This window comes from Rahnella sp. EDr1-12 (assembly GCF_049206505.1).
In the GTDB taxonomy this organism is placed as follows: Bacteria; Pseudomonadota; Gammaproteobacteria; order Enterobacterales; family Enterobacteriaceae; genus Rahnella; species Rahnella rivi.
Map to the genome: position 1 here is coordinate 82,120 of NZ_JBLZNY010000002.1, position 21,073 is coordinate 103,192.

Below are 21,073 nucleotides of genomic sequence, written 5' to 3' on the forward strand. Positions count from 1 at the left end.
AATATTGAAAAATTAAAGATCTGATTTTTTATGGAAACCGTCAGCCACTACCGTGCTTTCAATATTATTTTTATCCACCGGAATAGGCGTTAATAAAAATGAAGGCACTTCTTTTTTCCCGTTATTTAAAGTGGCATTAGATTTAGGTGCTTCGCCCTTACCTAACTGCACGGCAATTTCTGCCGCATCATTGGCCAGTTTGGTGATCGGTTTGTACACCGTCATGGTTTGAGTTCCGGCTTCGATACGTTTGATGGCCGCCAGATCGGCGTCCTGACCGGAAATCGCCACTTTGCCCGCCAGCCCTTGCGCAGACAAGGCCTGTACCGCTCCGCCGGCAGTGGCATCGTTGGACGCCACTACCGCATCAATTTTGTTGTTGTTGGCGGTCAGGGCATTTTCCATGATCTTCAGCGCATTTTCCGGCAACCACCCGTCAGCCCACTGGTCACCGACGATTTTGATTTTTCCGTCTTTGATCAGCGGATTTAACACTTTCATCTGCCCGGCGCGGAACAGCTTGGCGTTATTGTCCACCGGCGAGCCGCCCATCAGGAAGTAATTGCCCTGAGGAACGCGCTCCACCAGGCTTTGAGCCTGCAACTCCCCGACTTTTTCGTTATCAAAGGAGATGTAAAAATCGATATCAGCGTTGTTGATCATGCGATCGTACGCCAGCACTTTGATGCCTTCGCGCTTGGCTTCGGCGATAACATTACTCAGCACTTCGCCGTTATAAGGAATGATGACCAGCACATCGACGCCGCGGTTGATCATATTTTCGATCTGCGCCATCTGCGTTTCTTCGTTACCGTTTGCCGACTGAACAAAAACATCGGCGCCCAGCGTTTTGGCTTTAGCCACAAAAATATCACGGTCTTTTTGCCAGCGTTCTAAACGTAAGTCATCAATCGCCATACCTATTTTTATTTCTTTCGCCATGCCTGTCTGGCTGAACAATATCAACGCAGCACAGGCAGAAAGAATCATTTTATTCATTTTCATTTTTCAGACCTTTTATAAGAATAAGAAGAGGCAGATACAGAGAAACCGTACAGAAATGACACAGGGATTGTTGTCGCTGAATAATTAATCGGCAATTGCAGATTTTAATCACCGCGTTATGATTTTTTGTTTATTTCCGGAAGTTTGATGAAGATCATGGTTTGATTGTAATTCGACACTGATTAGTAATTTTATTATCGAGGCATCACGCGAAAGTCAGAGAAAAGCAAGATGAATGGGGTTAATTATGCGATCTACTGCACATTTAATAATTCTATTAAATTGAGTGTGAAATAACGTAATTGTTAGAAGAAGTCACAACTCCGAAGATAGGGCCTCAGCCTCCCAGTCCCGCTGGGCCCGTTTTCAAGGAGTTTTTCAATGCACGCATATTTCGACAAGCTGGATGCAGTTCGCTACGAAGGTGCTAACAGCACTAACCCGCTGGCATTTCGTCACTACAATCCTGAAGAAGTGATCCTCGGCAAAACCATGGCTGAGCATCTGCGTTTCGCAGCCTGTTACTGGCACACATTCTGCTGGAACGGCAACGACATGTTTGGCCCGGGCTCATTTGTTCGCCCATGGCAGCAGCCGGGTAACGAACTGGAACTGGCCAAGGCCAAAGCCGATGTGGCGTTCGAATTCTTCAAAAAACTGAACGTGCCTTATTACTGCTTCCATGACGTGGACGTGTCGCCGGAAGGCGCATCCCTGAAAGAATACGTTAATAACCTGGCGGTAATGACTGACGTTCTGGCACAGAAACAAGAAGCTACCGGCGTGAAACTGCTGTGGGGCACGGCGAACTGCTTCTCTAACCCGCGCTTTGGTGCCGGTGCAGCGACCAACCCGAACCCGGAAATCTACAGCTGGGCCGCGACGCAGGTGGTCAATGCAATGAATGCCACCCAGAAACTGGGCGGCGAAAACTATGTGTTGTGGGGCGGCCGTGAAGGTTACGAAACCCTGCTCAATACCGATCTGCGTCAGGAGCGCGAACAACTGGGTCGCTTCATGCAGATGGTGGTTGAGCACAAACACAAAATCGGCTTCCAGGGCACGCTGCTCATCGAACCAAAACCGCAGGAGCCAACCAAACATCAGTACGATTATGATGTGGCGACGGTGTACGGCTTCCTTAAACAATTCGGTCTGGAAAAAGAGATCAAAGTTAACATCGAAGCAAACCACGCAACGCTTGCCGGTCACTCATTCCATCATGAAATTGCGAATGCCATTGCGCTGGGGATCTTTGGTTCTGTTGATGCTAACCGTGGTGATCCCCAATGTGGCTGGGATACCGATCAGTTCCCAAACAGCGTTGAAGAAAATGCGCTGGTCATGTATGAAATCATCAAAGCGGGCGGATTCACGACCGGCGGCCTGAACTTTGACTCTAAGGTCCGTCGTCAAAGCACCGATAAATATGATCTGTTCTACGGCCATATTGGCGGCATGGACACCATGGCGCTGGCGCTGAAAGTGGCAGCACGAATGATTGAAAGCCGTGAACTGGATAAACACGTTGCGCAGCGTTACGCCGGCTGGAATACCGAACTGGGCCAGCAAATTCTGCAAGGTAAGATGTCCCTGGAATCCCTCAGCAGCATGGCGCAGCAAAATGAGATCAATCCTCAGCACCAGAGCGGCCAGCAGGAACGTCTGGAAAATCTGGTTAACCGTTATCTGTTTGGTTAATGCATAAGCAATGATTTACGCCCTGCCTGCCTCCGGTTCGCAGGGCGTTATTTATTTATGCAGGCATGAATGGGTTACCCCCTACTGACATAAAAAGGAATCTGGTATGTATCTCGGTATAGATCTCGGCACCTCTGGCGTTAAAGTGATTTTACTCAGTGAAGAGGGTCAGGTGGTTGCCAGCCACAGTGAGGCGTTAACCCTTTCCCGCCCGCACCCGTTATGGTCAGAACAAGATCCCGCCGACTGGTGGATAGCCACCGGCAACGCCATTTCAGCACTCTCGACGCGTCACCCGTTAAAACAGGTTAAAGCGATCGGGATCACCGGGCAGATGCATGGCGCAACCGTGCTGGATGCCGGGCAAAACGTCCTGCGTCCGGCCATTCTCTGGAATGATGGCCGCAGTTTCAGCCAGTGCCAGCAACTGGAAGCCGCCGTTCCTGATTCGCGCCGTATTACCGGCAACCTGATGATGCCGGGCTTCACCGCACCAAAACTGCTTTGGCTGCGTGAAAACGAACCGGCCTTGTTTGCCAAAATCGACAAAGTATTACTGCCAAAAGATTACCTGCGTCTGTTAATGACCGGCGTTTTTGCCAGCGACATGTCTGATGCCGCTGGCACAATGTGGCTTGACGTTGCCAACCGTGACTGGAGCGACAGTATGCTCGCCGCCACCGGCCTGACGCGTCAGCATATGCCTGCACTGTTTGAAGGCAATGAGATCACCGGCCAGCTGCTGCCTGAACTGGCCGCTCGCTGGGGCATGGATTGCGTGCCCGTCATCGCAGGCGGTGGGGATAATGCCGCAGGTGCCGTCGGCGTCGGTTTATATAAAACCGGACAAGCGATGTTGTCACTCGGTACATCCGGCGTCTATTTCGCGGTCAGCGACGGGTTCCTGAGTAATCCGCAGCAGGCCGTTCACAGTTTCTGTCATGCATTACCCGACACCTGGCATCTGATGTCAGTGATGCTCAGCGCCGCCTCCTGTCTTGACTGGGCCGCAAACCTCACCGGCACGGCTTCTGTTGCAGAACTTATCGCGCTGGCAGAGAACACGCCACCGGCAGATTCCCCGGTCTGGTTCCTGCCGTATCTTTCCGGCGAACGCACCCCGCACAATAACCCGAATGCCAAAGGCACCCTCTTCGGCCTGACCCACCAGCACGGTCCGGCGGATATCGCCCGCGCGGTTCTGGAAGGCGTCGGTTTCGCGCTCGCCGACGGCATGGATGTGTTACATGCCACCGGCCTGAAGCCGAAAAGCATAACGCTTATCGGCGGCGGCGCACGCAGCCCTTACTGGCGGCAAATGCTGGCGGATATCAGCGGTCAGACGCTGGAATACCGCACGGGTGGCGACGTCGGGCCAGCGCTGGGCGCGGCAAGACTGGCGCAAATCGCCGAAAATCCGGGCAAACCGGTGGAGCATTTCCTGCCGGAACTGCCGCTTGAACAGGTGCATCAACCCGACGCGCAGAAACATACCGCGTATGGCGCCCGCCGCGAGGTATTCAGGGAGTTGTATAAGCGGCTTGAAGACTTGATGTGATAGTGGCTTCAGCCAATTCTTCAAGGTCAAAACCTTGGGCTTGCTGGCTGTGTTCAGTGGCTCCGGCTATTGCCGCAAAATCCGGCCGCTGCGCGCTGCATCAAGGTCAAGGTCGTGGGCGCCGGCCCACACCGGGTTAAGGGGCGTAAACGCGCCCCTTAACAATCCCGCGTTTTTTTTAACTGCGCGCTGCCGCTCGCGGGCTATGTTTCAGTGGCCACCGTTATTGCCGCAAAATCCCGCCGCTGCGCGGTGCCCTCCGCTCGGGTTACAACACGCGCAAAAACACGCGCGGTTTTCCACCACTCCCTCCGGCGTGATTTTTGAGCGCGGCCAATGGCATTTTTAAAGTCAAAACGATGTGTTTGATTCTGCTTTCCTCCTTCCACATCGCAGAAGGAGAAAAATATTTGTTTTACATAGCCTTAGGCCGCGCTCAAAACGACGTCGAATGAACGGTGAGAAACCGCGAGGGTATTTTTCCGAGCGGGTCCGAACCTGAAATGAGAGAACCGCGCAGCGGCGGCGTTTGCGGCAATAGCCGGAGCCGCTGGAATATAGCCTGCTAGCGGCAGCGCGCAGTGAAAAGAGCCCGGGGTTCTTAGGGGTGGCGGCGATAAGCCACCCCTAAGGCCGGTGTGGGTGGCAACCCACGGTCTTGACCTTGAAGTTGAATTTAAACACCTCCCTGCTTAACACTTTCCCCGCGCCAAGACGCCCCCATTTGGAATACACTTCATTCCTAAATTTCATACTGAGTTATGTGGCACAGATCACATCTTAATTGTATGATGAATGCATCATTCAACTGGGTGAAACACCATGAGCAACGCAGTCTCTCTGGCATTTCAATATATTCGGGCGTTTATTCTGATTTACCTGTGTTTATTCGCCGGTAACGCCATTTCCTCTCTTTTGCCTCTCACTATCCCCGGCAGCATTATCGGGATGCTGATTTTGTTTTGCCTGCTCTCAACACAAATTCTGCCGTTTAAATGGGTCAAACCCGGCTGCAACGTGCTGATCCGCTACATGGCGTTGTTGTTCGTTCCTATCGGCGTCGGGGTGATGAATTATTACGAGCAGTTGCGTACGCAGTTCGGTCCGCTGGTGGTGTCTTGCCTGGTGAGTACGCTGGTGGTGCTGCTGGTGGTGGCCTATTGCTCCCACTATATTCACGGCGATCGCGGGACAATTAAGGAAAGCGCGGAGGAAAAAAATGATTGATATTCTTTGGTCTTTGCCGCTGACGCTGCTGGTCTTTTTCGCCACCCGCAAACTGGCGATCAGGCTCAAAATGCCGCTGCTTAACCCGTTGCTGATGTCTATGGTGGTGATTATTCCTTTGCTGCTGGTGACCAACATCCCTTACGCACGCTATTTTGCGGGCAGCAAGATCCTTAATGATTTGCTGCAACCCGCCGTGGTGGCACTGGCGTTTCCGCTTTACGAACAGCTCCACCAGATCCGCGCGCGCTGGAAATCCATTATCAGCATCTGCTTTATCGGCAGCGTGGTGGCGATGGTTACCGGCACCGCCATTGCCTTGTGGATGGGGGCAACACCGCAGATCGCCGCATCGGTATTACCGAAATCCGTCACCACGCCGATTGCGATGGCGACAGCGCAATCCATCAACGGTATTCCTGCTATCAGCGCCGTGTGCGTGATCTTCGTCGGGATCCTCGGCGCCGTTTTCGGCCACAGTATTTTGAATCTGCTGAAGATCACCACTAAAGCGTCACGCGGCCTGGCGATGGGTACTGCGTCGCACGCACTCGGCACTGCACGCTGTGCGGAAATGGATTATCAGGAAGGCGCGTTCAGTTCACTGGCACTGGTGATTTGCGGGATTATCACTTCCCTGCTCGCCCCGTTCCTGTTCCCGGTACTGTTAGCGTTGTTTGGATGAGCTGACCAGAGGCACGACGAGGAAAAAGAGTATGTCACTTCAACCTTAGAAAAAGTGACATACAAAACTGAAAGTACCCGGTTTAAGCACAGTCAGAAAAGAGCCTGCCTGCCCGCGTTAAAACGGGCAGGCAGTCGATAACGAAGAGGAGATGTCTTGCGCGAAGCCGCGCAGGAGGGATTACGAATTCATCTGAAACAGTGACATGCCCTGCATGGTGCTGTACGTCTTATAAGACGCCTGAAGCGCAACCTGCTGCAGCGTATAAGTCGAAATTGCTGACGTCCAGTCAGTGTCCACTAAATCACTCAGCTTGCTGGCGTTGGTGACTTCACGGTTATCACCGAGCGTATCCAGCGTGTCCAGCTCACTCATCTGCGTACCCAGCTCTGAACGCACAGACAACACGTTGTTCAGCGAGTTGCTCAGACCACGGTTGGCTTTACCAATCGCGTCCGTGTACTCGGTGTCGGTGGTGTAATCCGCAGACGGCGTTTTCAGGGCTTTCAGCGCACCATCAATGGTTTTGAAGATATCGGGTTCGCTGGGGTCGCCGTTGGGTTCCGCTTTCGCATCACCGGTCAGGGTCTGGAAAACTTCATTACCGGTGTGGTTGATGGTCATGGTACGGCTGGCATCCACCTGCTGAGTGATGGCCGTCTTGCCGCCCGAATAAGACACCGCACCCGTGGTCGCATCTTGCGTAAACGGCGGTGTATCACTCTTATAACCGGCAAAAATATAGCGGCCATTACCGTCGGTGCTGTTCGACATGTTGAGCAGCTGAGACTTCAGGCTTTCGAGTTTGGTCGCCAGAGAAGAACGGTCGTCATCGCTTAACGAGCCGTCACCGGCCTGAACGATCAGCGTCTGCGCGTCCTGAATCGTGCTGGTCACGCTGGAGAGAATCGATTCTTCCTGACTCATGCTCTGATTAGCGAAAGTGCGCGCCACTGAAAACTGTTTGTTTTCAGCCGAAGCCTGACGAACCAATACGGCCTGCGATGCCGCCAGCGGATCGTCCGAAGGCTTGCTCACTTTAGAACCGGTAGACAGCTGTAAACCGGTGGCCTGAAAACGGTTCTGACCATCCAGAACCGCATCCATGTTTTGTTGATAAATCATATTGGTACTAAGGCGCATGGCATCAGTTCCTTATCAGTTCAAATAATACGTTCTAAACACCAGCGGCCTGAAGGCGGCGGTATCAGCGAAGGTTGATGATCGCGTCGAAAATCGTCGAAGCCGTCTGCACGACCTGCGCGTTCGCCAGATAATATTGCTGGTAGCGTTGCAGATCGCCGTATTCCTCATCGAGGTTAACCCCGGAGATAGACTGCTGCTGTGCGGTCAGCTGGGTCACAATGTTGGCCTGCGCGGTGTTGGTGGTAGTCAGCGTGCTGACCTGGTTCCCCACGTTGCTGACCAGGCTGGCATACGCGCCGGACAAGGTTGATTTACCTTCCACCAGTTTGGCGGTTTGCAGATTCAGCATTTTCTGCGCGTTGGTGTTATCGCTGACGCCGGTGTCTGCTGAGCCCGCAGCGGCGATCAGTGAAGAATCGCTGATCGCGACATTCACACTGCCCGCCACATTACTCACCGTTTTGATGGTGAAACTGTCTTTGGTTGACGGGGTGCCGCTGACAGAAACGGACAGGCCGTCGAATTCCATCGTCGGGTTACCGTTGCTGTCATTCGGGCCAGTGGTCGGCGTGATTTTCGCCCCGTCGGAAACGCGGGTCACATCCCAGCTGCTGCCGTTATAAGCCATGGTGTAATCGCTGGCTTTAACCGCTGACGTGTCGGTGTAGGCCACGCTCACATCCGCTGTACCCTGGTTTTTGGTGTTACCTACCGTGGTCGCGCCGGTGAAGGTGAAGAAATCCGTTCCCTGGGTGCCATTGAGGTCGAAACCGGCTTTGTTGGTGGTGTTGAAGCTGTCAGCCATCGTCAGCGCTAACTGCCCTAACTGGTTGATGGCCGGTTCCAGGTTATCTTTGCGGAAAGACAACGCGCCACCGAGAGAACCGGTGGTCATGCGGCTTTCCTGGATCTGTGACACGGAGCCATCCGGCTGCGTCATGCCCACGGTCATTTTGGTCGGATCTGCACTGGAGGCGACGGCCACCACAGTTTTAGCATTTCCACCGCTCACCAGTGGCACGCCGTTGGCAAAGGAGACGTTGTAGGTATCGCCATCCTGCTGGGTGACGGTGACACCGGTAATGTCGTTGAGCTTGCTGACCAGCTGATCGCGTTGATCGAGCAGCGCATTAGGCTCCTGCCCGGTGCTGCCGCGAGTGGTGGTGATCTGCGTGTTCAATTTGGCAATCTGCGAGGCGAACGTGTTGATCTGGTCAACGTTCTGCGAGATCTGCTGGTTAACGGCGGTGTTCATGTCGTTCAGGTATTTTGCTGAACTGTTGAACTGCGCGGTCAGCCCTTGTGCTTCGCCCAACACGGCCTGACGTGCGGAGCTGTCGCTGGCGTTGCTGGTCAGGGTTTGCAGGCCCTTGAAGAAGGTCGCCATGGTGGCATCAATGCCCGTTGAGCTGTCACCCAGCAAGTCATCAATGGAGCTTGCCTGGCCCAGTTGGGTCGATAACGCGCTGCTGGTGGCGCTGGAACCCAGTAACTGCGTCACCACAAAGGCGTTGTACTCGCGGTTGATGCCAGTGACGGTGACGCCGTTACCGATATAGCCTGCGCCCGTCGCGGTGCCGTTGCTTTGATTGATGATCGTTGTCTGGCGGTTATAACCGGCCACACTGACGTTTGCGATGTTATTACCGGTGGTGCTGAGCGCAGCCTGCGCTGCGTTCAGTCCGCTCATTGCGGTATTGATTAAGCTACTGGACATGAGTGACCTTTTGGCTGCCGGTGTAAAATTTTACCGCCGGATAATTAAAGGGTTCGGGTCGGGGGCTGGCCCTTTTCCCATATTGATCTGGTTATCGGCTTCGACTGCGAAAACTTGAGAAAAAAATGGCAACCGCTTTCAAACTTTTTCCAGGTCTGAGAGGAGGTTGCCATTTAGAACGTGCATATCAGAAAATATCTTTGAGATCATGGCTGTAGGCTTTCACTGCCTGCTCGCCCGCGCCTTTGATTTTCTGGATAACACTCACCAGTTTGTCGGCGTAATTCGGGTCTGTGGCATAGCCCGCTTTTTGCAGCGCATGTGCCGCCTGTTCAGGCGTGCTGGCCGAGGCGACCTGCGCATAGCGCGGGTTATTGGTCAGCAATTTAATGTAATCGCTGATGGCTTCCACATAAGAGCCGTAAACGCGGAAGCTGGCCTGGACTTTTTTCGCCACACCGTTGGAATATTCGGTGGTGGTGATGTGGGTGGTCGGGCCGTCCCAGCTGCTGCCGGCTTTGATGCCGAACAGGTTAAAGCTGCGTTTGCCGTCGCTGGTGGGAATTTCACGTTGCCCCCAGCCGGACTCCAGCGCGGCCTGCGCCATGATCAGCTGATGCGGGATGCCGCTGTCTTTACTGGCCACCTGCGCCGGAATGCTCAGGTTTGAGACGAACTGGCCGCTGCCCTGAGACAACGGCGCGCCGCTGGTGGTGCGGTCAGGTGCCGTCGGGATGGCTTTACGCAGGTACTGTTCCATCGCCTGAATCGGCAGGGTTTTCAGCACTTCGTTGTCCAGCGCCATCGGCACGGTGCCCGCCAGTTCTGAGGGTTGCTTGGTGCCGCCGCTCAGCTGTTCCACCATCATGTCTGCCATGCCCAACCCTTTGTTGGACATGTCCTGCGCAATTTGCTGATCGTACATCGATGTATAAAGCTTGGTTTGCTCACTGCTGAGCAATCCGCCTTCGGGCAGGGCCTGACGCATACTTTTCAGCATCATCTGCACGAACACCCCTTCAAACTGTTTCGCCACTTCCCGGATGTGCGCCTGAGGATCCTGCGCCACATCCCGCTTCAGTTTGTTCAGGGACTGCGCGTCATACGCGGCCCCGGACATCGACATCAGATCGCTCATCAGATAATTTCCAAATCAGCGCGCAGGCAACCGGCTGTTTTCATGGCCTGCAAAATAGACATCAGATCGATAGGCGTCGCGCCTAACGCGTTCAGGGTACGCACCACGTTATTCAGGCTGGCGCTCGAACGCACCTGCTGGATTGAGCCGCCGGACTGACGCACCGAAATATTGGTGTTTGGCGTCACCACCGTCTGACCGCCACCGAATGGCGTATTCGGCTGGCTGACGTCGTTCTGGCGATCCACCACCACGGAAAGGTTGCCCTGCGCGACGGCACAGCTGTCCAGCGTCACGTCGCGGTTCATCACCACCGAGCCGGTACGGGAGTTGATGATCACTTTCGCATCCATCGGCCCGACGTTGACTTCAATGTTCTGAATCTGCGCCAGAATGCGTACCTGCGAGACATTGCCGCGCGGCACCACAATCTGAATATTGCGAGAATCCAGCGCAGAGGCCACGCCCATTCCCTGACGGTTGATGGCATCGCTGACTTGCTGCGCCAGATTAAAATCTTCGTCATTGAGTTGCAGACTGATCACGCCTTCGGTGCCGAAGGTGCTTGGCAGTTCGCGTTCAATGGTAGCGCCGCCGGTGATACGTCCGCCGGACACCTGGTTAACCGTCACGCTGCTGCCCCCGGCAGAAGCCCCGGCACCGCCGACCAGCACGTTACCCTGCGCCAGCGCGTAAACCTGATTATCCACCCCTTTCATCGGGGTCATCAGCAGGGTGCCGCCGCGAATACTTTTGGCGTTACCCATAGAGGACACCACCACGTCGATGGCCTGACCGGCGCGGGAGAACGGTGGCATCTTGGCGGTTACCATCACCGCGGCAACGTTTTTCAGCTGCATGTTGGTGCCAGCGGGAACGGTGATCCCCAGCTGCGAGAGCATGTTGGTCAGCGTTTGGGTGGTGAAAGGCGTCTGCGTGGTCTGGTCACCGGTACCGTCGAGGCCGACAACTAAGCCGTAGCCGATCAGGGCGTTATCACGCACGCCCTGTACCGTGGTCAAATCACGAATACGATCGGCTGATGCGGGCAGTATCACCAGGGCGGACATCGCCAGACAGAAGATACCGGAAAGAATTTTTCGCATGATTGCCTCGTTATAACGGCGATAAGTTTAGGAAGAACCGCTGCAACCAGCCCATGTTCTGCGCTTCATTGATGTAGCCATTGCCCACGTACTCGATACGCGCATCCGCCACCTGTGTGGAGATCACCGCATTCGCGCCGCTGATGGTGCGTGGGTTGACGACACCGGAGAACCGGATGAACTCAGTTCCCTGATTAATTTCGATCTGTTTCTCACCGACCACTTTCAGGTTGCCGTTTGCCAGCACTTCGCTGACGGTCACGGTCAATGTGCCGGTGAAGCTGTTATTGGCCGCTGCGCCCCCTTTGCCCGCAAAGGTGTTATCGCCGGAGGTATCCACCGCCGCACGGGCGTTGCCGAACAGGCCTTCCAGATAACGCGGTGTGGTATCAAAGCCAAACTTGGTGGAGCCGTTGCGGCTGGCGTTGGCCGAGGAGCTTTTGCTCGCACTGACGTTTTCCTGCAACACAATGGTCAGGGTATCGCCGATATTGCGCGGACGGCGGTCTTCGAACAAAGGCTGATAACCGTAGTTCATCGGCTGAACTGACTGGAAAATCGAACCGTTAGGAACCGGCGGTGCGGCTGGCGCAGGCTGAGCTGTGGTTGTGCCAGGGACCAGCGGGGTATGCGGAAAATACGCGCAACCGTTCGCCAGTAACGTCACTAACAGCGGCAGCGCCAGCTTGCCTGGTCGGTTTACAAGAGAAGTCTTTACCGACGTTATTTTTTTGGTCACCACAGTTATCGCCTTAAAAAAATCGACCTGACAGGAATCAGAAACCGTACAGGACAGGCACGTTTCCGCCCCTGTCCTCTTGTTTTTCCCGCCCTGACCGCAGAGTGCCGGTAAGGGCGGCAAAGATTACAGCTGCGAAAGTTTCTGCAGCATTTCGTCCGATGTGGACACCGCTTTACTGTTGATTTCGTACGCACGTTGCGTCTGGATCATGTTGACCAGTTCTTCCGCCACGTTAACGTTCGAGGTTTCAACATAGCCCTGATACAACAGGCCAGCGCCGTTCAGACCCGGCGTGCTTTCTGTCGGCGCGCCGGAGCTTTGGGTTTCCTGGTACAGGTTTTCACCCATAGATTCCAGGCCGCTGTTGTTGATAAAGGTGCTCAGCGTCAGCTGACCGACCTGCTGGGCCGCCGTCTGCCCCTGCTGGGTGACGCTGACGATCCCGTCACGGCCAACGGTCATGCTGAGCGCGTTGGTCGGGATGGTGATCGCAGGAATGACCTGATAGCCGCTGGATGTCACCAGCTGACCGTTCTGATCCACCTGGAAAGAGCCGTCACGGGTATAGGCGGTGGTGCCGTCAGGCAGCTGGACCTGGAAGAAGCCCTCACCTTTTACGGCGATATCTTTACTGTTGCTGGTCTGCGACAGGTTGCCCTGCGAGAACAGACGTTCTGTGGAGACAGGGCGAACACCGGTACCGATCTGCAAACCGGATGGCAGGTTCGTCTGTTCAGACGACTGCGCACCCGGCTGGCGGATTGTCTGGTACAGCAAATCTTCAAAAACCGCACGCTGGCGTTTAAAGCCGTTGGTGCTGACGTTCGCCAGGTTGTTGGCGATGACGTCCATATTGGTCTGCTGTGCATCCAGACCGGTTTTCGCGATATAAAGCGATGGGATCATGTCGTTACTCCTCTGCCATCATCAGGTCAGTGACAGCAGATTATTGGCGCGTTGTTCATTTTCATCGACGCTGTGGATGACTTTCATCTGCATCTCAAAGCGACGGGCGTTGGCGATCATGTCAACCATGGTTTCGACCGGTTTCACGTTGCTGCCTTCAAGGGTTCCGGGCATCACGTGAATGGTCGGGTCGGCGGCAAGCGCATTCCCACGGGCCTGTGCCGTTTCCGGCGTCAGACGGAACATGCCGTCATCGCCTCGCGTCACTTCGCTCCCGGTGGCTTTTACCAGTTTCAGTTTACCGAGCTGCCCCATGGTGTTGGGATCAGCGCCGGCTTCCAGCACGGCAATGGTGCCGTCCGCAGAGATGGTCAGCTGCGAGTTGGGCGGCACTTCAATCGGCCCGTTGTCGCCCATCACCGGATGACCCTGAACGGTCAGCTGGTTAGTGGGAGACACCTGCATGTCACCGTTACGGGTATAGGCTTCAGAGCCATCAGGCATCTGCACCGCGAGGAAACCGTCCTGCTGTAAGGCAACATCCAGCGGACGGCCCGTGTAGTTAAGTTTCCCCTGCGACATGTCTGCGCCCGGCGTGGACGCGGTGACCAGTGTGCGGGTGTCCAGACTTTGGCCGTCCACCGGTACCGCGCGCATCGCTAAAAGCTGCGCACGAAATCCCGGCGTCGAGGCGTTTGCCAGGTTACTTGACGTGACCGACTGCTGAACCAGCGTCTGGCTGGCTGCGCCCATCGCGGTGTAGATAGCGTGATCCATAGTGCTGCCCTATCGAGTTTTATCGCGCGTTAGCGCAGGTTAACCAGCGTGTTCAGGATGGAGTCCTGAGTTTTGATGGTTTGCGCATTCGACTGATAGTTACGCTGAGCAACGATCATGTTCACCAGTTCGGCACTCAGATCGACGTTGGAAGATTCCAGCGCGCCACTGGTGATGCTGGCGAAACCGCCTTCGCTGGCGATGCCGTTTACGGGCTGACCGGAAGAGGAAGTGGCAGTCCAGACGTTATCGCCTTCAGATTTCAGGCCTTCCGGGTTAGAGAAGGAGCTCAGCACGATCTGGCCGAGTAACTGCGTTTTCTGGTTGGAGTAAGTGCCGGTGATGGTGCCGTCGTTATTGATGGTGTAACCGGTCATCTGGCCTGCGGCATAGCCATCCTGCGTCAGGGAACCGATGCTGTTGCTGCCGGTGCTCTGCTGGATACTGCCGGTGAAGTCCAGTGCAACGGTCTGCCCGGGGACCGCGCCGTTGGTGGCGGTGTCCATCGGTAAGGTCAGGGTCAGACCGGTTTGCGCAGCGCCAGTGGCGGAGCTGGTGCTGGTCAGTGCGCCGCTGGTGGTGAAGTTCAGAGAGCCGATTTTGGCGGCGGTTGAACCTGCCACGCTGCCGTCCTGCGAGTAGACATCCCAGCTGTTCGCCAGGGTGGCCGACTTCACGAAGTAGACGTTGTTATCGTGCGCGTTACCCAGTGAGTCATACGTCGTGATGCTGTTGACGTAGTTGTAGCTGGTGTCATCGCTGCTGTTGAATGTGGCGGTTTTCGGCGCGGTATCCGTTGAGTTCAGGTTGGCTACCATTGTGCCACCCACGGTCGATTTGGCGCTCATCATGGTGGTTGGCACGCTCAGGGCAACAGGTTGCGCACCGGCCGCGATAGTCGGCGGTGTGCCGGTGGCCGGATAACCGGTCACGCTCAGACCCTGCATGTTCACCAGATTACGGTTAGCGTCGAGAGACAGCTGGCCGTTACGCGAGTAATACACGGTGCCGCTGCTGTCGGCCAGACGGAAGAACCCGTTTCCGCTCAGTGCAACGTCCAGACCACGGGACGTTGTGGTGGTGGTACCGTCATTGAAATTCTGTGTGACTGCGGCGACTTTAACGCCCATCCCCGTTTGTGAACCGGCGAACATATCGGCAAAAGAAGCGGTCGCGGTTTTGAAACCCACGGTCGCGGAGTTGGCGATGTTGTTACCGATCACGTCCAGGTTGGACGATGCTGCGCTCAGGCCGCTGACTGCTTGTGAAAAGCTCATGTTAGCTCCAGTTTACTGTGTAGTGTTTATGCATCTTTAGCTCCTCCCCTGCGAAGAGGCGTCTTTGGCTCCCTCTCCGGCAACGGTGAGGGTTGGGGGGCGGTATCACGGCTGCGCAGGCGCGACCCGCAATACACACTCCCCGCCTCCCCCTTTGCAGAGGAAGGAGCAAAACGATTACAAAATCTGTCTTACCTGATCGACTGTCGTCGTTCCGCGTACACCGAGATCCAGCGAGGTGCCGGTTTTGCTGTTGATCACGCCGTTGACCAGTGCATAGTTCAGCGGTGTTGCCACCATTTGCTGATTGTTATTCAGCGCATTGATGCTGAAGGAATAGCTGCCGTTCGGGGCTTTGGTGCCGTCGTCCTGCGTGCCATCCCAGGTGTAGCTGTGGACACCGGCAGTCTGGGAACCCAGGCTGATGGTCTTCACGGCTTTGCCCGTAGAATCGGTGATGGTGGCGGTCACGTTGTCTGACGCGCTTTCCAGCTCCAGGCCAAATGGCGTGGTGCTGACGGTGCCGTCTGTGTCGCTGCCGACCAAAATAGTGCTGCCGGAAACCATCACTCCGTGGCCGATCAGCGAACTTGCCTGAACTGAGGTGCCGTTGGTGATTTGCCCGGAAATGCTGCCCAGCGTCGTGTTCAGTTTTTCAATGCCGCTCACGGTGCTGATTTGCGCTAACTGGGTGGTCAGCTGGCTGTTATCCATCGGATTGGTGGGATCCTGGTTTTTCAGCTGAGCCACTAACAGGGTCAGAAAACTGCTGGAGAGATCGTCAGCCGAGCTTCCCGTGGTGGACGTCGCAGCGGTGGCCGCGATGGTGTTATCCGTGGTGTCGTTAATCGACGTGGTAATTGCCATGGTGCGCTCCGCTATTGACCCAGAGTCAGAGTTTTCATCATCAACGACTTGGTGGTATTGAGCACCTCGACGTTGGCCTGATAACTGCGGGAAGCGGAGATGGTGTTGACCATTTCGCTGACCACATCTACGTTTGGCATCTGCACGTAACCCTTGGCATCCGCCATCGGATTACCCGGCTCGTACACCATGCGCATCGGCGCAGGATCATCAACGATCTGCGCCACTTTCACTCCACCGGTTTCCTGTCCAGGTGCAGCATCCACCTGAAAGACCACCTGTTTTGCCTTGTAAGGCTGACCATCAGGGCCGGTGACACTGTCGGCGTTGGCCATGTTACTGGCGCTGACGTTCAGACGCTGAGACTGCGCAGCCAGCGCAGAACCGGCGATATCAAAAATACCAAGCATCGACATGAGCAATTATCCTTGCAGCACCGACATCATTCCTTTGACCTGTCCGCCGAGGACGGTCAAATCGGTCTGATAGCGCACGCTGTTATCGGCGAAGTTGGTACGTTCACGGTCCATATCGACTGTGTTACCGTCCGCTGAAGGTTGATCCGGGATCCGGTACATCAAATCCATATCGGCTGCCTGGACGTTCGATGCCGGAATGTGGCGGTCAGAGGTCAGTGACAAAGACATACCGCTGCCACTGGCGCGGCCCTGCTCCATCACTTTCTGTAACTGACTGGCGAAATCGATATCGCGCGCCTGATAACCTGGGGTATCGGCGTTGGCGATATTGGCTGAAAGTATTTCTTGCCGCTGGGCGCGCAGGTTGAGCGCTTCCTGTTGGAACTGTAGTGCGGCGTTCAATTTGTCGAGCATGCGCCCTCCGCAAATGAGATTTTGGAGCGGACAGCATAATTGCGGGTGTCAATAACCTATCGTCTGAATAAGCATAAAATCGGGCGCTATTTGTCCCTTTAGGAATTGAAAAGTGCGGGTAGACTTGTCGCCAGTAGACTTTTTGCCATCAGGATGAATCGCGAATGAACAGGCTGACATTGCGTCATACGGGTATCACGCTGGGTTGCATCCTTCTCGGGGCACTGTCCGGTGAAATGAGCATTGCCCAGACGGCACCGGTGAGAAGCGCGCCTGTTTCAGCCAACAGCGACACCTTGCTGACGTCGCAAATCCAGCAGTTTTTCCGCCAGCAATTCAGTGAAAGCGGAATGCAGGTGACGGTGGTGGTGACAACGCCCGCCGCGCGGCAGCCGCAGTGCCTCGCGCCGCAGTTTATGCTTTCGCCGAACAGCCGCACCTGGGGCAATGTGTCGGTGGCGGTGAACTGCAATGGCAAAAAAAGCTACGTACAGACGAAAGTGCAGGTGAGCGGAACCTATTGGGTGGCGGCCAAAAACGTGCCTGCCGGCGCGCACCTGGCAGAAGCAGATATGCAGCAAAAGACCGGACGACTGGATCTTCTGCCGCCGAAAGCAGTTTTAGACAGCAAACTGGCGCTGAACGGCGTAACCCTGCGTAACATCAACATCGGCCAGCCGCTGACGCTCTCGATGCTGCGCCGTCCGTGGATGGTGCACGCCGGGCAGGAGGTACAGGTTCAGGCAACGGGCAGCGGGTTTAACGTATCCAGCGCCGGTAAAGCGATGAACAATGCCGCAGCGAATGAATCAGTCCGGATCAGAATGCCGTCAGGGGTGATCGTCAATGGTACTGTGGGTTCAGACGGGTCTGTCACCGTGGAGATTTAGTGATAAATTGTCACTTTTTCGGCAATAAGGTTAAAGTTATTGCGCCACATGTCGATAACACACGTATCAGAGTCGTCACACGACGGCATTTTTAGGGTGAGACCCTACTGTTGCCCTGACCGCCTCGTGTTACACACAAGCCTGCATCATCGGCCTGTGAAGTGAATAAACGTGGCAGAACAGGCAATTACCGGAGAAAAAATTATGGCTATTGATCGTACTCAAGGCGTTTCGCCTCTCAGCCCGATCCAGCAACGCGACCCTTCTGAAAACGCCGTGCAGAATACGCGTAAAGAAGAAACCGTTTCAGGCACCAAAACCAGCGGTACCGCAGTGACCCTCAGCGAAGCACAAACCTCGCTGACGCAGTCAAGCGCGCAAGATATCAATTCAGCCCGTGTAGACGAGCTTAAGCAGGCGATCCGTGATGGTAAACTGACAATGGACACAGGCAAAATTGCCGATGCGCTGTTGCAAGATACACAGGATTATCTCAAAGATTTTTAAGTTGAAAGGTAATTAGGCCCGATGAAGAACTTTATCAAGACCATGACTACCCTGGTTGAAACGTTGCAGGCGCTGGATCAAGTGATTAATCACGAACAAACGATACTGTGCTCAGGCCGCGTTAACGGAGCGGCCCTGCAACACATTACCGAGCAGAAAAGCTCATTACTGGCCACGGTAGACTATCTTGATAAACAACGTCGTCAGCACGACGAACGCCTGAAACAATCCGCCCCCTACTCACGTCAGCCAGAAATCGCTGCAATGTGGAAGCAGGTGGTGCAGATGACCACCAATCTGAGTCAGATCAACCGGCACAATGGATTATTGCTGGGTAAACAGATCGACTACAACACCGAAGCTCTGGCGATCCTCAACGCCAGCCAGTCGCAGAAATTCTACGGTGCAAACGGTCTGGAAACGGTGACAGGACAAAGTGTCCGTAAGATCTCCGTGTAGACCGAAACAGAGTCGGGGGGAACACTTTCCCCTCAACACTCACCCCGCTTTTCACTTCACCACACTCCCTGCCAGACATTGATAGCACGCGAAAAGCGCAACGCAACAACACCGCCCCCTGATGACGTTTAAACCGGCCCTCTGGCTGCGGCATTGTGCCGGTAACACATTTCCCCTTACGATTGACCTGATTTCATCGACGAATGACCTGTGGGCATGTCACAGCCAGCCCCTCCCTCCTCTTATAGTAAATCCCTCCGAAGCCCCGCAACGACGGTGGCTCAGCCTCAACGTCAGATGAATCACAGGAGCAATCAATGAAATTAACGCAAATCCGCAACGCCACTCTGGTACTGGAATATGCCGGTAAAAAATTCCTTATCGACCCGATGCTGGCAGAAAAAGAAGCCTGGGAGGGTTTTGCGGGGAATGCGCGCCCTCACCTGCGTAATCCTATGGTGTCTTTGCCCGTGGCCGTTGAGGATTTGCTGGCCGTTGATGCCGTTATCCTGACCCATACCCATACCGACCACTGGGATGAAGCGGCTCAGCAGGCCGTTCCCAAGGACATGCTTATTTACACGCAGGATGAGCGCGACGCGGCGCTGGTGCGTTCTCAGGGCTTTCTTAACATCCGTGTTCTGAATGATGAAAATCATTTCGTTGATGGCCTGACGATTTATAAAACTGACGGTCAGCACGGCAGTAATGAACTGTACGCTGATGCTCAATGGAGTGAGTTTCTGGGGGATGCGTGCGGGTTGGTCTTCACCCACCACAAAGAGAAAACGCTTTATATCGCGGGGGATACCGTCTGGGTAAAACCTTATGCCAAAAGCCTGCAACGCTTCAGGCCGGAGATTGTGGTGCTCAACATCGGCTATGCGGTTAACGATCTTTACGGCCCGATTATCATGGGCAAAGAGGATGCGCTGCGCACGCTTAACATGCTGCCGACGGCGACCATCGTCGCGTCTCACATGGAATCGATTAACCATTGTCTTCTGACCCGTGCAGAGCTGAGAGCGTTCTCCCTGGAGCACAATATTGGGGACAAGGTTCTTATTCCTGCTGACGGTGACACACTGGTTTTCTGACAGATCATTGCGCCTGACTGAGGGGAAAAACGCCATGGCGACCGTTCAGCTGTTATCCTTTGGTCAGCCAATATCAGCATTTTCGCCACCGGTCATCCGGTGGTTTTCATTTACGCAAAGGTTAACGCTATGTCTGCACTGACAGTTGCCGTGATTGCCACGGCCGGATTCAGCCCGTTTCACTTTTCAGTGCCCTGCATTATTTTCGGGCAGTCTATGCCGCAGCCGGATCTTTTCTGCCTCGAAATCTGTGCTGAACAACCGGGCATTGTCCTGTCTGATATTGGCCTGTCCATGAATGTAAAACATGGCCTTGAGCTACTGGACGTGGCAGACATTGTTATCGTGCCTTTCTGGCGTCACCCGGAAGAACGCCCTTCTCAGGCATTGCTCGATGCCCTGATAAAGGCATGGCAGCGCGGCGCTGAAGTGGTGGGGCTGTGTCTTGGCGCTTACGTACTGGCTTATTCCGGCCTGCTTGATAAACACCGTGCCGCCACGCACTGGGAGTATGAACAGGATTTCATCGGGCGTTTCCCTGCCGTTCATCTGGACTGCAACTCGCTGTACACCACGGATGACCGTCTTATTACCTCTGCCGGAACCGCCGCCGGTATTGACTGCTGCCTGAACATTATCCGTGAACATTATGGTTCCGCGGTGGCTAACCGGGTGGCACGAAGAATGGTCGTTCCTCCCTACCGCGAAGGCGGTCAGGCGCAGTTTATTGAACGTCCGGTCCCGGTTTCTACGCGGGACGGCAAAATGAACGAGCTGATAGAGTACCTGCGGCGCAATCTGAACAAGCCTCACGATCTCGATTCACTGGCAAGCTTTGTCAGCATGAGCAGGCGGACGCTGACCCGTCATTTTCTCAAAGCAACCGGCACCACGCTGGGAGAATGGCTGAACGCCGAGCGTCTTCAGAGAAGCCAGGAGCTGCTCGAAACCACGAACAGCAGTATTGAAAGCGTGGCCGACATGACCGGTTTTCAGTCGCCTGTCTCCTTCCGCCAGAGTTTCAAGGCCAGATTCGGCATCAGCCCAAGTGAATGGCGCCGGGCATTCCGTGGCCCGGCCCCCGTTGAACAGGAAAAAGCCTGAAAGACGGGCGGTTGAAACGCCGTCTTGCTCAGCACCCTTTCTGAATCGAACCCTCGTCCTACCTTCAGCCCCCACAAAACCAAACCAGGCATATTTCGGTTTGTGCCGTCAGCCGTATTTCCTTTAACTGTAACGGCTCGGCCAGATGATTTCGGCTTTGACGCCGATGGCTTCCGCAATCAACCTTTCGCCTTTGGGCCACCTGCGCGTCAAAGCATTCGACAGCGTGGTGGAACTCAGCCCGGCGTGGCGGGAAACGGCGGACATGGTTGTGCCCGTCTTTTTAATCGCAGCGATGATGTCTGCCTGATGCCAGTCCTTTTTCATACAG

General features: G+C 55.0%; 22 protein-coding genes. 9 read left to right on the forward strand and 13 right to left on the reverse strand.

Annotated elements, in window-relative coordinates; translation table 11 throughout:
- Positions 1 to 12: 12 nt before the first annotated feature.
- The gene (gene xylF, locus ACO0U8_RS09885) at positions 13 to 1,005 is read right to left on the reverse strand and encodes a D-xylose ABC transporter substrate-binding protein (protein ID WP_056769764.1); all 993 of its coding nucleotides are present in this window, start codon (positions 1,003 to 1,005) and stop codon (positions 13 to 15) included.
- A gap of 381 nt (positions 1,006 to 1,386) precedes the next feature.
- On the opposite strand from xylF, the gene xylA reads away from it, so the two are divergent.
- From xylA to ACO0U8_RS09905, 4 genes are all read left to right on the forward strand, one after another.
- The gene (gene xylA / locus ACO0U8_RS09890; RefSeq protein ID WP_056769763.1) at positions 1,387 to 2,706 is read left to right on the forward strand and encodes a xylose isomerase; all 1,320 of its coding nucleotides are present in this window, start codon (positions 1,387 to 1,389) and stop codon (positions 2,704 to 2,706) included.
- Positions 2,707 to 2,812: 106 nt separating this feature from the next.
- The gene (gene xylB / locus ACO0U8_RS09895; protein WP_421670721.1) at positions 2,813 to 4,264 is read left to right on the forward strand and encodes a xylulokinase; all 1,452 of its coding nucleotides are present in this window, start codon (positions 2,813 to 2,815) and stop codon (positions 4,262 to 4,264) included.
- Positions 4,265 to 5,086: 822 nt separating this feature from the next.
- On the forward strand, positions 5,087 to 5,491 hold the full coding sequence (locus tag ACO0U8_RS09900) for a CidA/LrgA family protein (RefSeq protein WP_122095003.1): 405 nt from the start codon (positions 5,087 to 5,089) through the stop codon (positions 5,489 to 5,491).
- Positions 5,484 to 6,176 carry a CidB/LrgB family autolysis modulator gene (locus tag ACO0U8_RS09905; RefSeq protein WP_056769757.1) on the forward strand — a complete coding sequence of 231 codons (693 nt, stop codon included), beginning with the start codon at positions 5,484 to 5,486 and terminating at the stop codon, positions 6,174 to 6,176. Before ACO0U8_RS09900 ends, ACO0U8_RS09905 begins: the two co-directional genes overlap by 8 nt.
- Positions 6,177 to 6,356: 180 nt before the next feature.
- Here ACO0U8_RS09905 and flgL read toward each other — a convergent pair whose 3' ends face one another.
- From flgL to flgB, 11 genes are all read right to left on the reverse strand, one after another.
- A complete protein-coding gene (gene flgL, locus ACO0U8_RS09910; protein ID WP_421670722.1) occupies positions 6,357 to 7,319 on the reverse strand; it encodes a flagellar hook-associated protein FlgL in 963 nt (320 codons plus the stop codon).
- Between the two features lie 64 nt (positions 7,320 to 7,383).
- Positions 7,384 to 9,039, reverse strand: coding sequence for a flagellar hook-associated protein FlgK (flgK, locus tag ACO0U8_RS09915; RefSeq protein ID WP_056769754.1), 1,656 nt, complete (start codon positions 9,037 to 9,039; stop codon positions 7,384 to 7,386).
- Positions 9,040 to 9,226: 187 nt separating this feature from the next.
- On the reverse strand, positions 9,227 to 10,177 hold the full coding sequence (flgJ, locus tag ACO0U8_RS09920; protein WP_056769753.1) for a flagellar assembly peptidoglycan hydrolase FlgJ: 951 nt from the start codon (positions 10,175 to 10,177) through the stop codon (positions 9,227 to 9,229).
- A complete protein-coding gene (locus ACO0U8_RS09925; protein ID WP_056769751.1) occupies positions 10,177 to 11,283 on the reverse strand; it encodes a flagellar basal body P-ring protein FlgI in 1,107 nt (368 codons plus the stop codon). The genes flgJ and ACO0U8_RS09925 overlap by 1 nt, the downstream gene beginning before the upstream one ends.
- Positions 11,284 to 11,293: 10 nt before the next feature.
- A complete protein-coding gene (locus ACO0U8_RS09930; protein WP_122095614.1) occupies positions 11,294 to 12,010 on the reverse strand; it encodes a flagellar basal body L-ring protein FlgH in 717 nt (238 codons plus the stop codon).
- Positions 12,011 to 12,148: 138 nt separating this feature from the next.
- Entirely contained in the window at positions 12,149 to 12,931 is a 783-nt protein-coding gene (gene flgG / locus ACO0U8_RS09935) for a flagellar basal-body rod protein FlgG (protein WP_056769747.1), read from the reverse strand.
- Between the two features lie 21 nt (positions 12,932 to 12,952).
- Positions 12,953 to 13,708 carry a flagellar basal body rod protein FlgF gene (locus ACO0U8_RS09940; RefSeq protein ID WP_056769745.1) on the reverse strand — a complete coding sequence of 252 codons (756 nt, stop codon included), beginning with the start codon at positions 13,706 to 13,708 and terminating at the stop codon, positions 12,953 to 12,955.
- Between the two features lie 29 nt (positions 13,709 to 13,737).
- Positions 13,738 to 14,985, reverse strand: coding sequence for a flagellar hook protein FlgE (flgE, locus tag ACO0U8_RS09945; RefSeq protein ID WP_183847389.1), 1,248 nt, complete (start codon positions 14,983 to 14,985; stop codon positions 13,738 to 13,740).
- A 177-nt stretch (positions 14,986 to 15,162) separates the two neighbouring features.
- Complete coding sequence (gene flgD, locus ACO0U8_RS09950; protein ID WP_056769742.1) at positions 15,163 to 15,852, reverse strand: flagellar hook assembly protein FlgD; 690 nt, start codon at positions 15,850 to 15,852, stop codon at positions 15,163 to 15,165.
- A gap of 11 nt (positions 15,853 to 15,863) precedes the next feature.
- Entirely contained in the window at positions 15,864 to 16,268 is a 405-nt protein-coding gene (flgC, locus tag ACO0U8_RS09955; protein ID WP_056769739.1) for a flagellar basal body rod protein FlgC, read from the reverse strand.
- Between the two features lie 6 nt (positions 16,269 to 16,274).
- A complete protein-coding gene (gene flgB / locus ACO0U8_RS09960) occupies positions 16,275 to 16,685 on the reverse strand; it encodes a flagellar basal body rod protein FlgB (protein WP_056769737.1) in 411 nt (136 codons plus the stop codon).
- A gap of 164 nt (positions 16,686 to 16,849) precedes the next feature.
- On the opposite strand from flgB, the gene flgA reads away from it, so the two are divergent.
- From flgA to ACO0U8_RS09985, 5 genes are all read left to right on the forward strand, one after another.
- Positions 16,850 to 17,575 (forward strand): flagellar basal body P-ring formation chaperone FlgA, encoded by a 726-nt coding sequence (flgA, locus tag ACO0U8_RS09965; protein ID WP_421670723.1) that lies wholly within the window; start codon positions 16,850 to 16,852, stop codon positions 17,573 to 17,575.
- Between the two features lie 204 nt (positions 17,576 to 17,779).
- Complete coding sequence (gene flgM, locus ACO0U8_RS09970; protein ID WP_056769736.1) at positions 17,780 to 18,082, forward strand: flagellar biosynthesis anti-sigma factor FlgM; 303 nt, start codon at positions 17,780 to 17,782, stop codon at positions 18,080 to 18,082.
- Positions 18,083 to 18,103: 21 nt separating this feature from the next.
- Positions 18,104 to 18,541, forward strand: coding sequence for a flagella synthesis protein FlgN (locus tag ACO0U8_RS09975; protein ID WP_056769734.1), 438 nt, complete (start codon positions 18,104 to 18,106; stop codon positions 18,539 to 18,541).
- Positions 18,542 to 18,858: 317 nt separating this feature from the next.
- Positions 18,859 to 19,638: an MBL fold metallo-hydrolase gene (locus tag ACO0U8_RS09980; RefSeq protein WP_421670724.1), complete on the forward strand. Its 780-nt coding sequence runs from the start codon at positions 18,859 to 18,861 to the stop codon at positions 19,636 to 19,638.
- Between the two features lie 129 nt (positions 19,639 to 19,767).
- Positions 19,768 to 20,742 carry a GlxA family transcriptional regulator gene (locus ACO0U8_RS09985; RefSeq protein ID WP_217203901.1) on the forward strand — a complete coding sequence of 325 codons (975 nt, stop codon included), beginning with the start codon at positions 19,768 to 19,770 and terminating at the stop codon, positions 20,740 to 20,742.
- Positions 20,743 to 20,865: 123 nt separating this feature from the next.
- Here ACO0U8_RS09985 and ACO0U8_RS09990 read toward each other — a convergent pair whose 3' ends face one another.
- Complete coding sequence (locus ACO0U8_RS09990) at positions 20,866 to 21,069, reverse strand: helix-turn-helix domain-containing protein (protein ID WP_056769729.1); 204 nt, start codon at positions 21,067 to 21,069, stop codon at positions 20,866 to 20,868.
- Between the last annotated feature and the right edge of the window lie 4 nt (positions 21,070 to 21,073).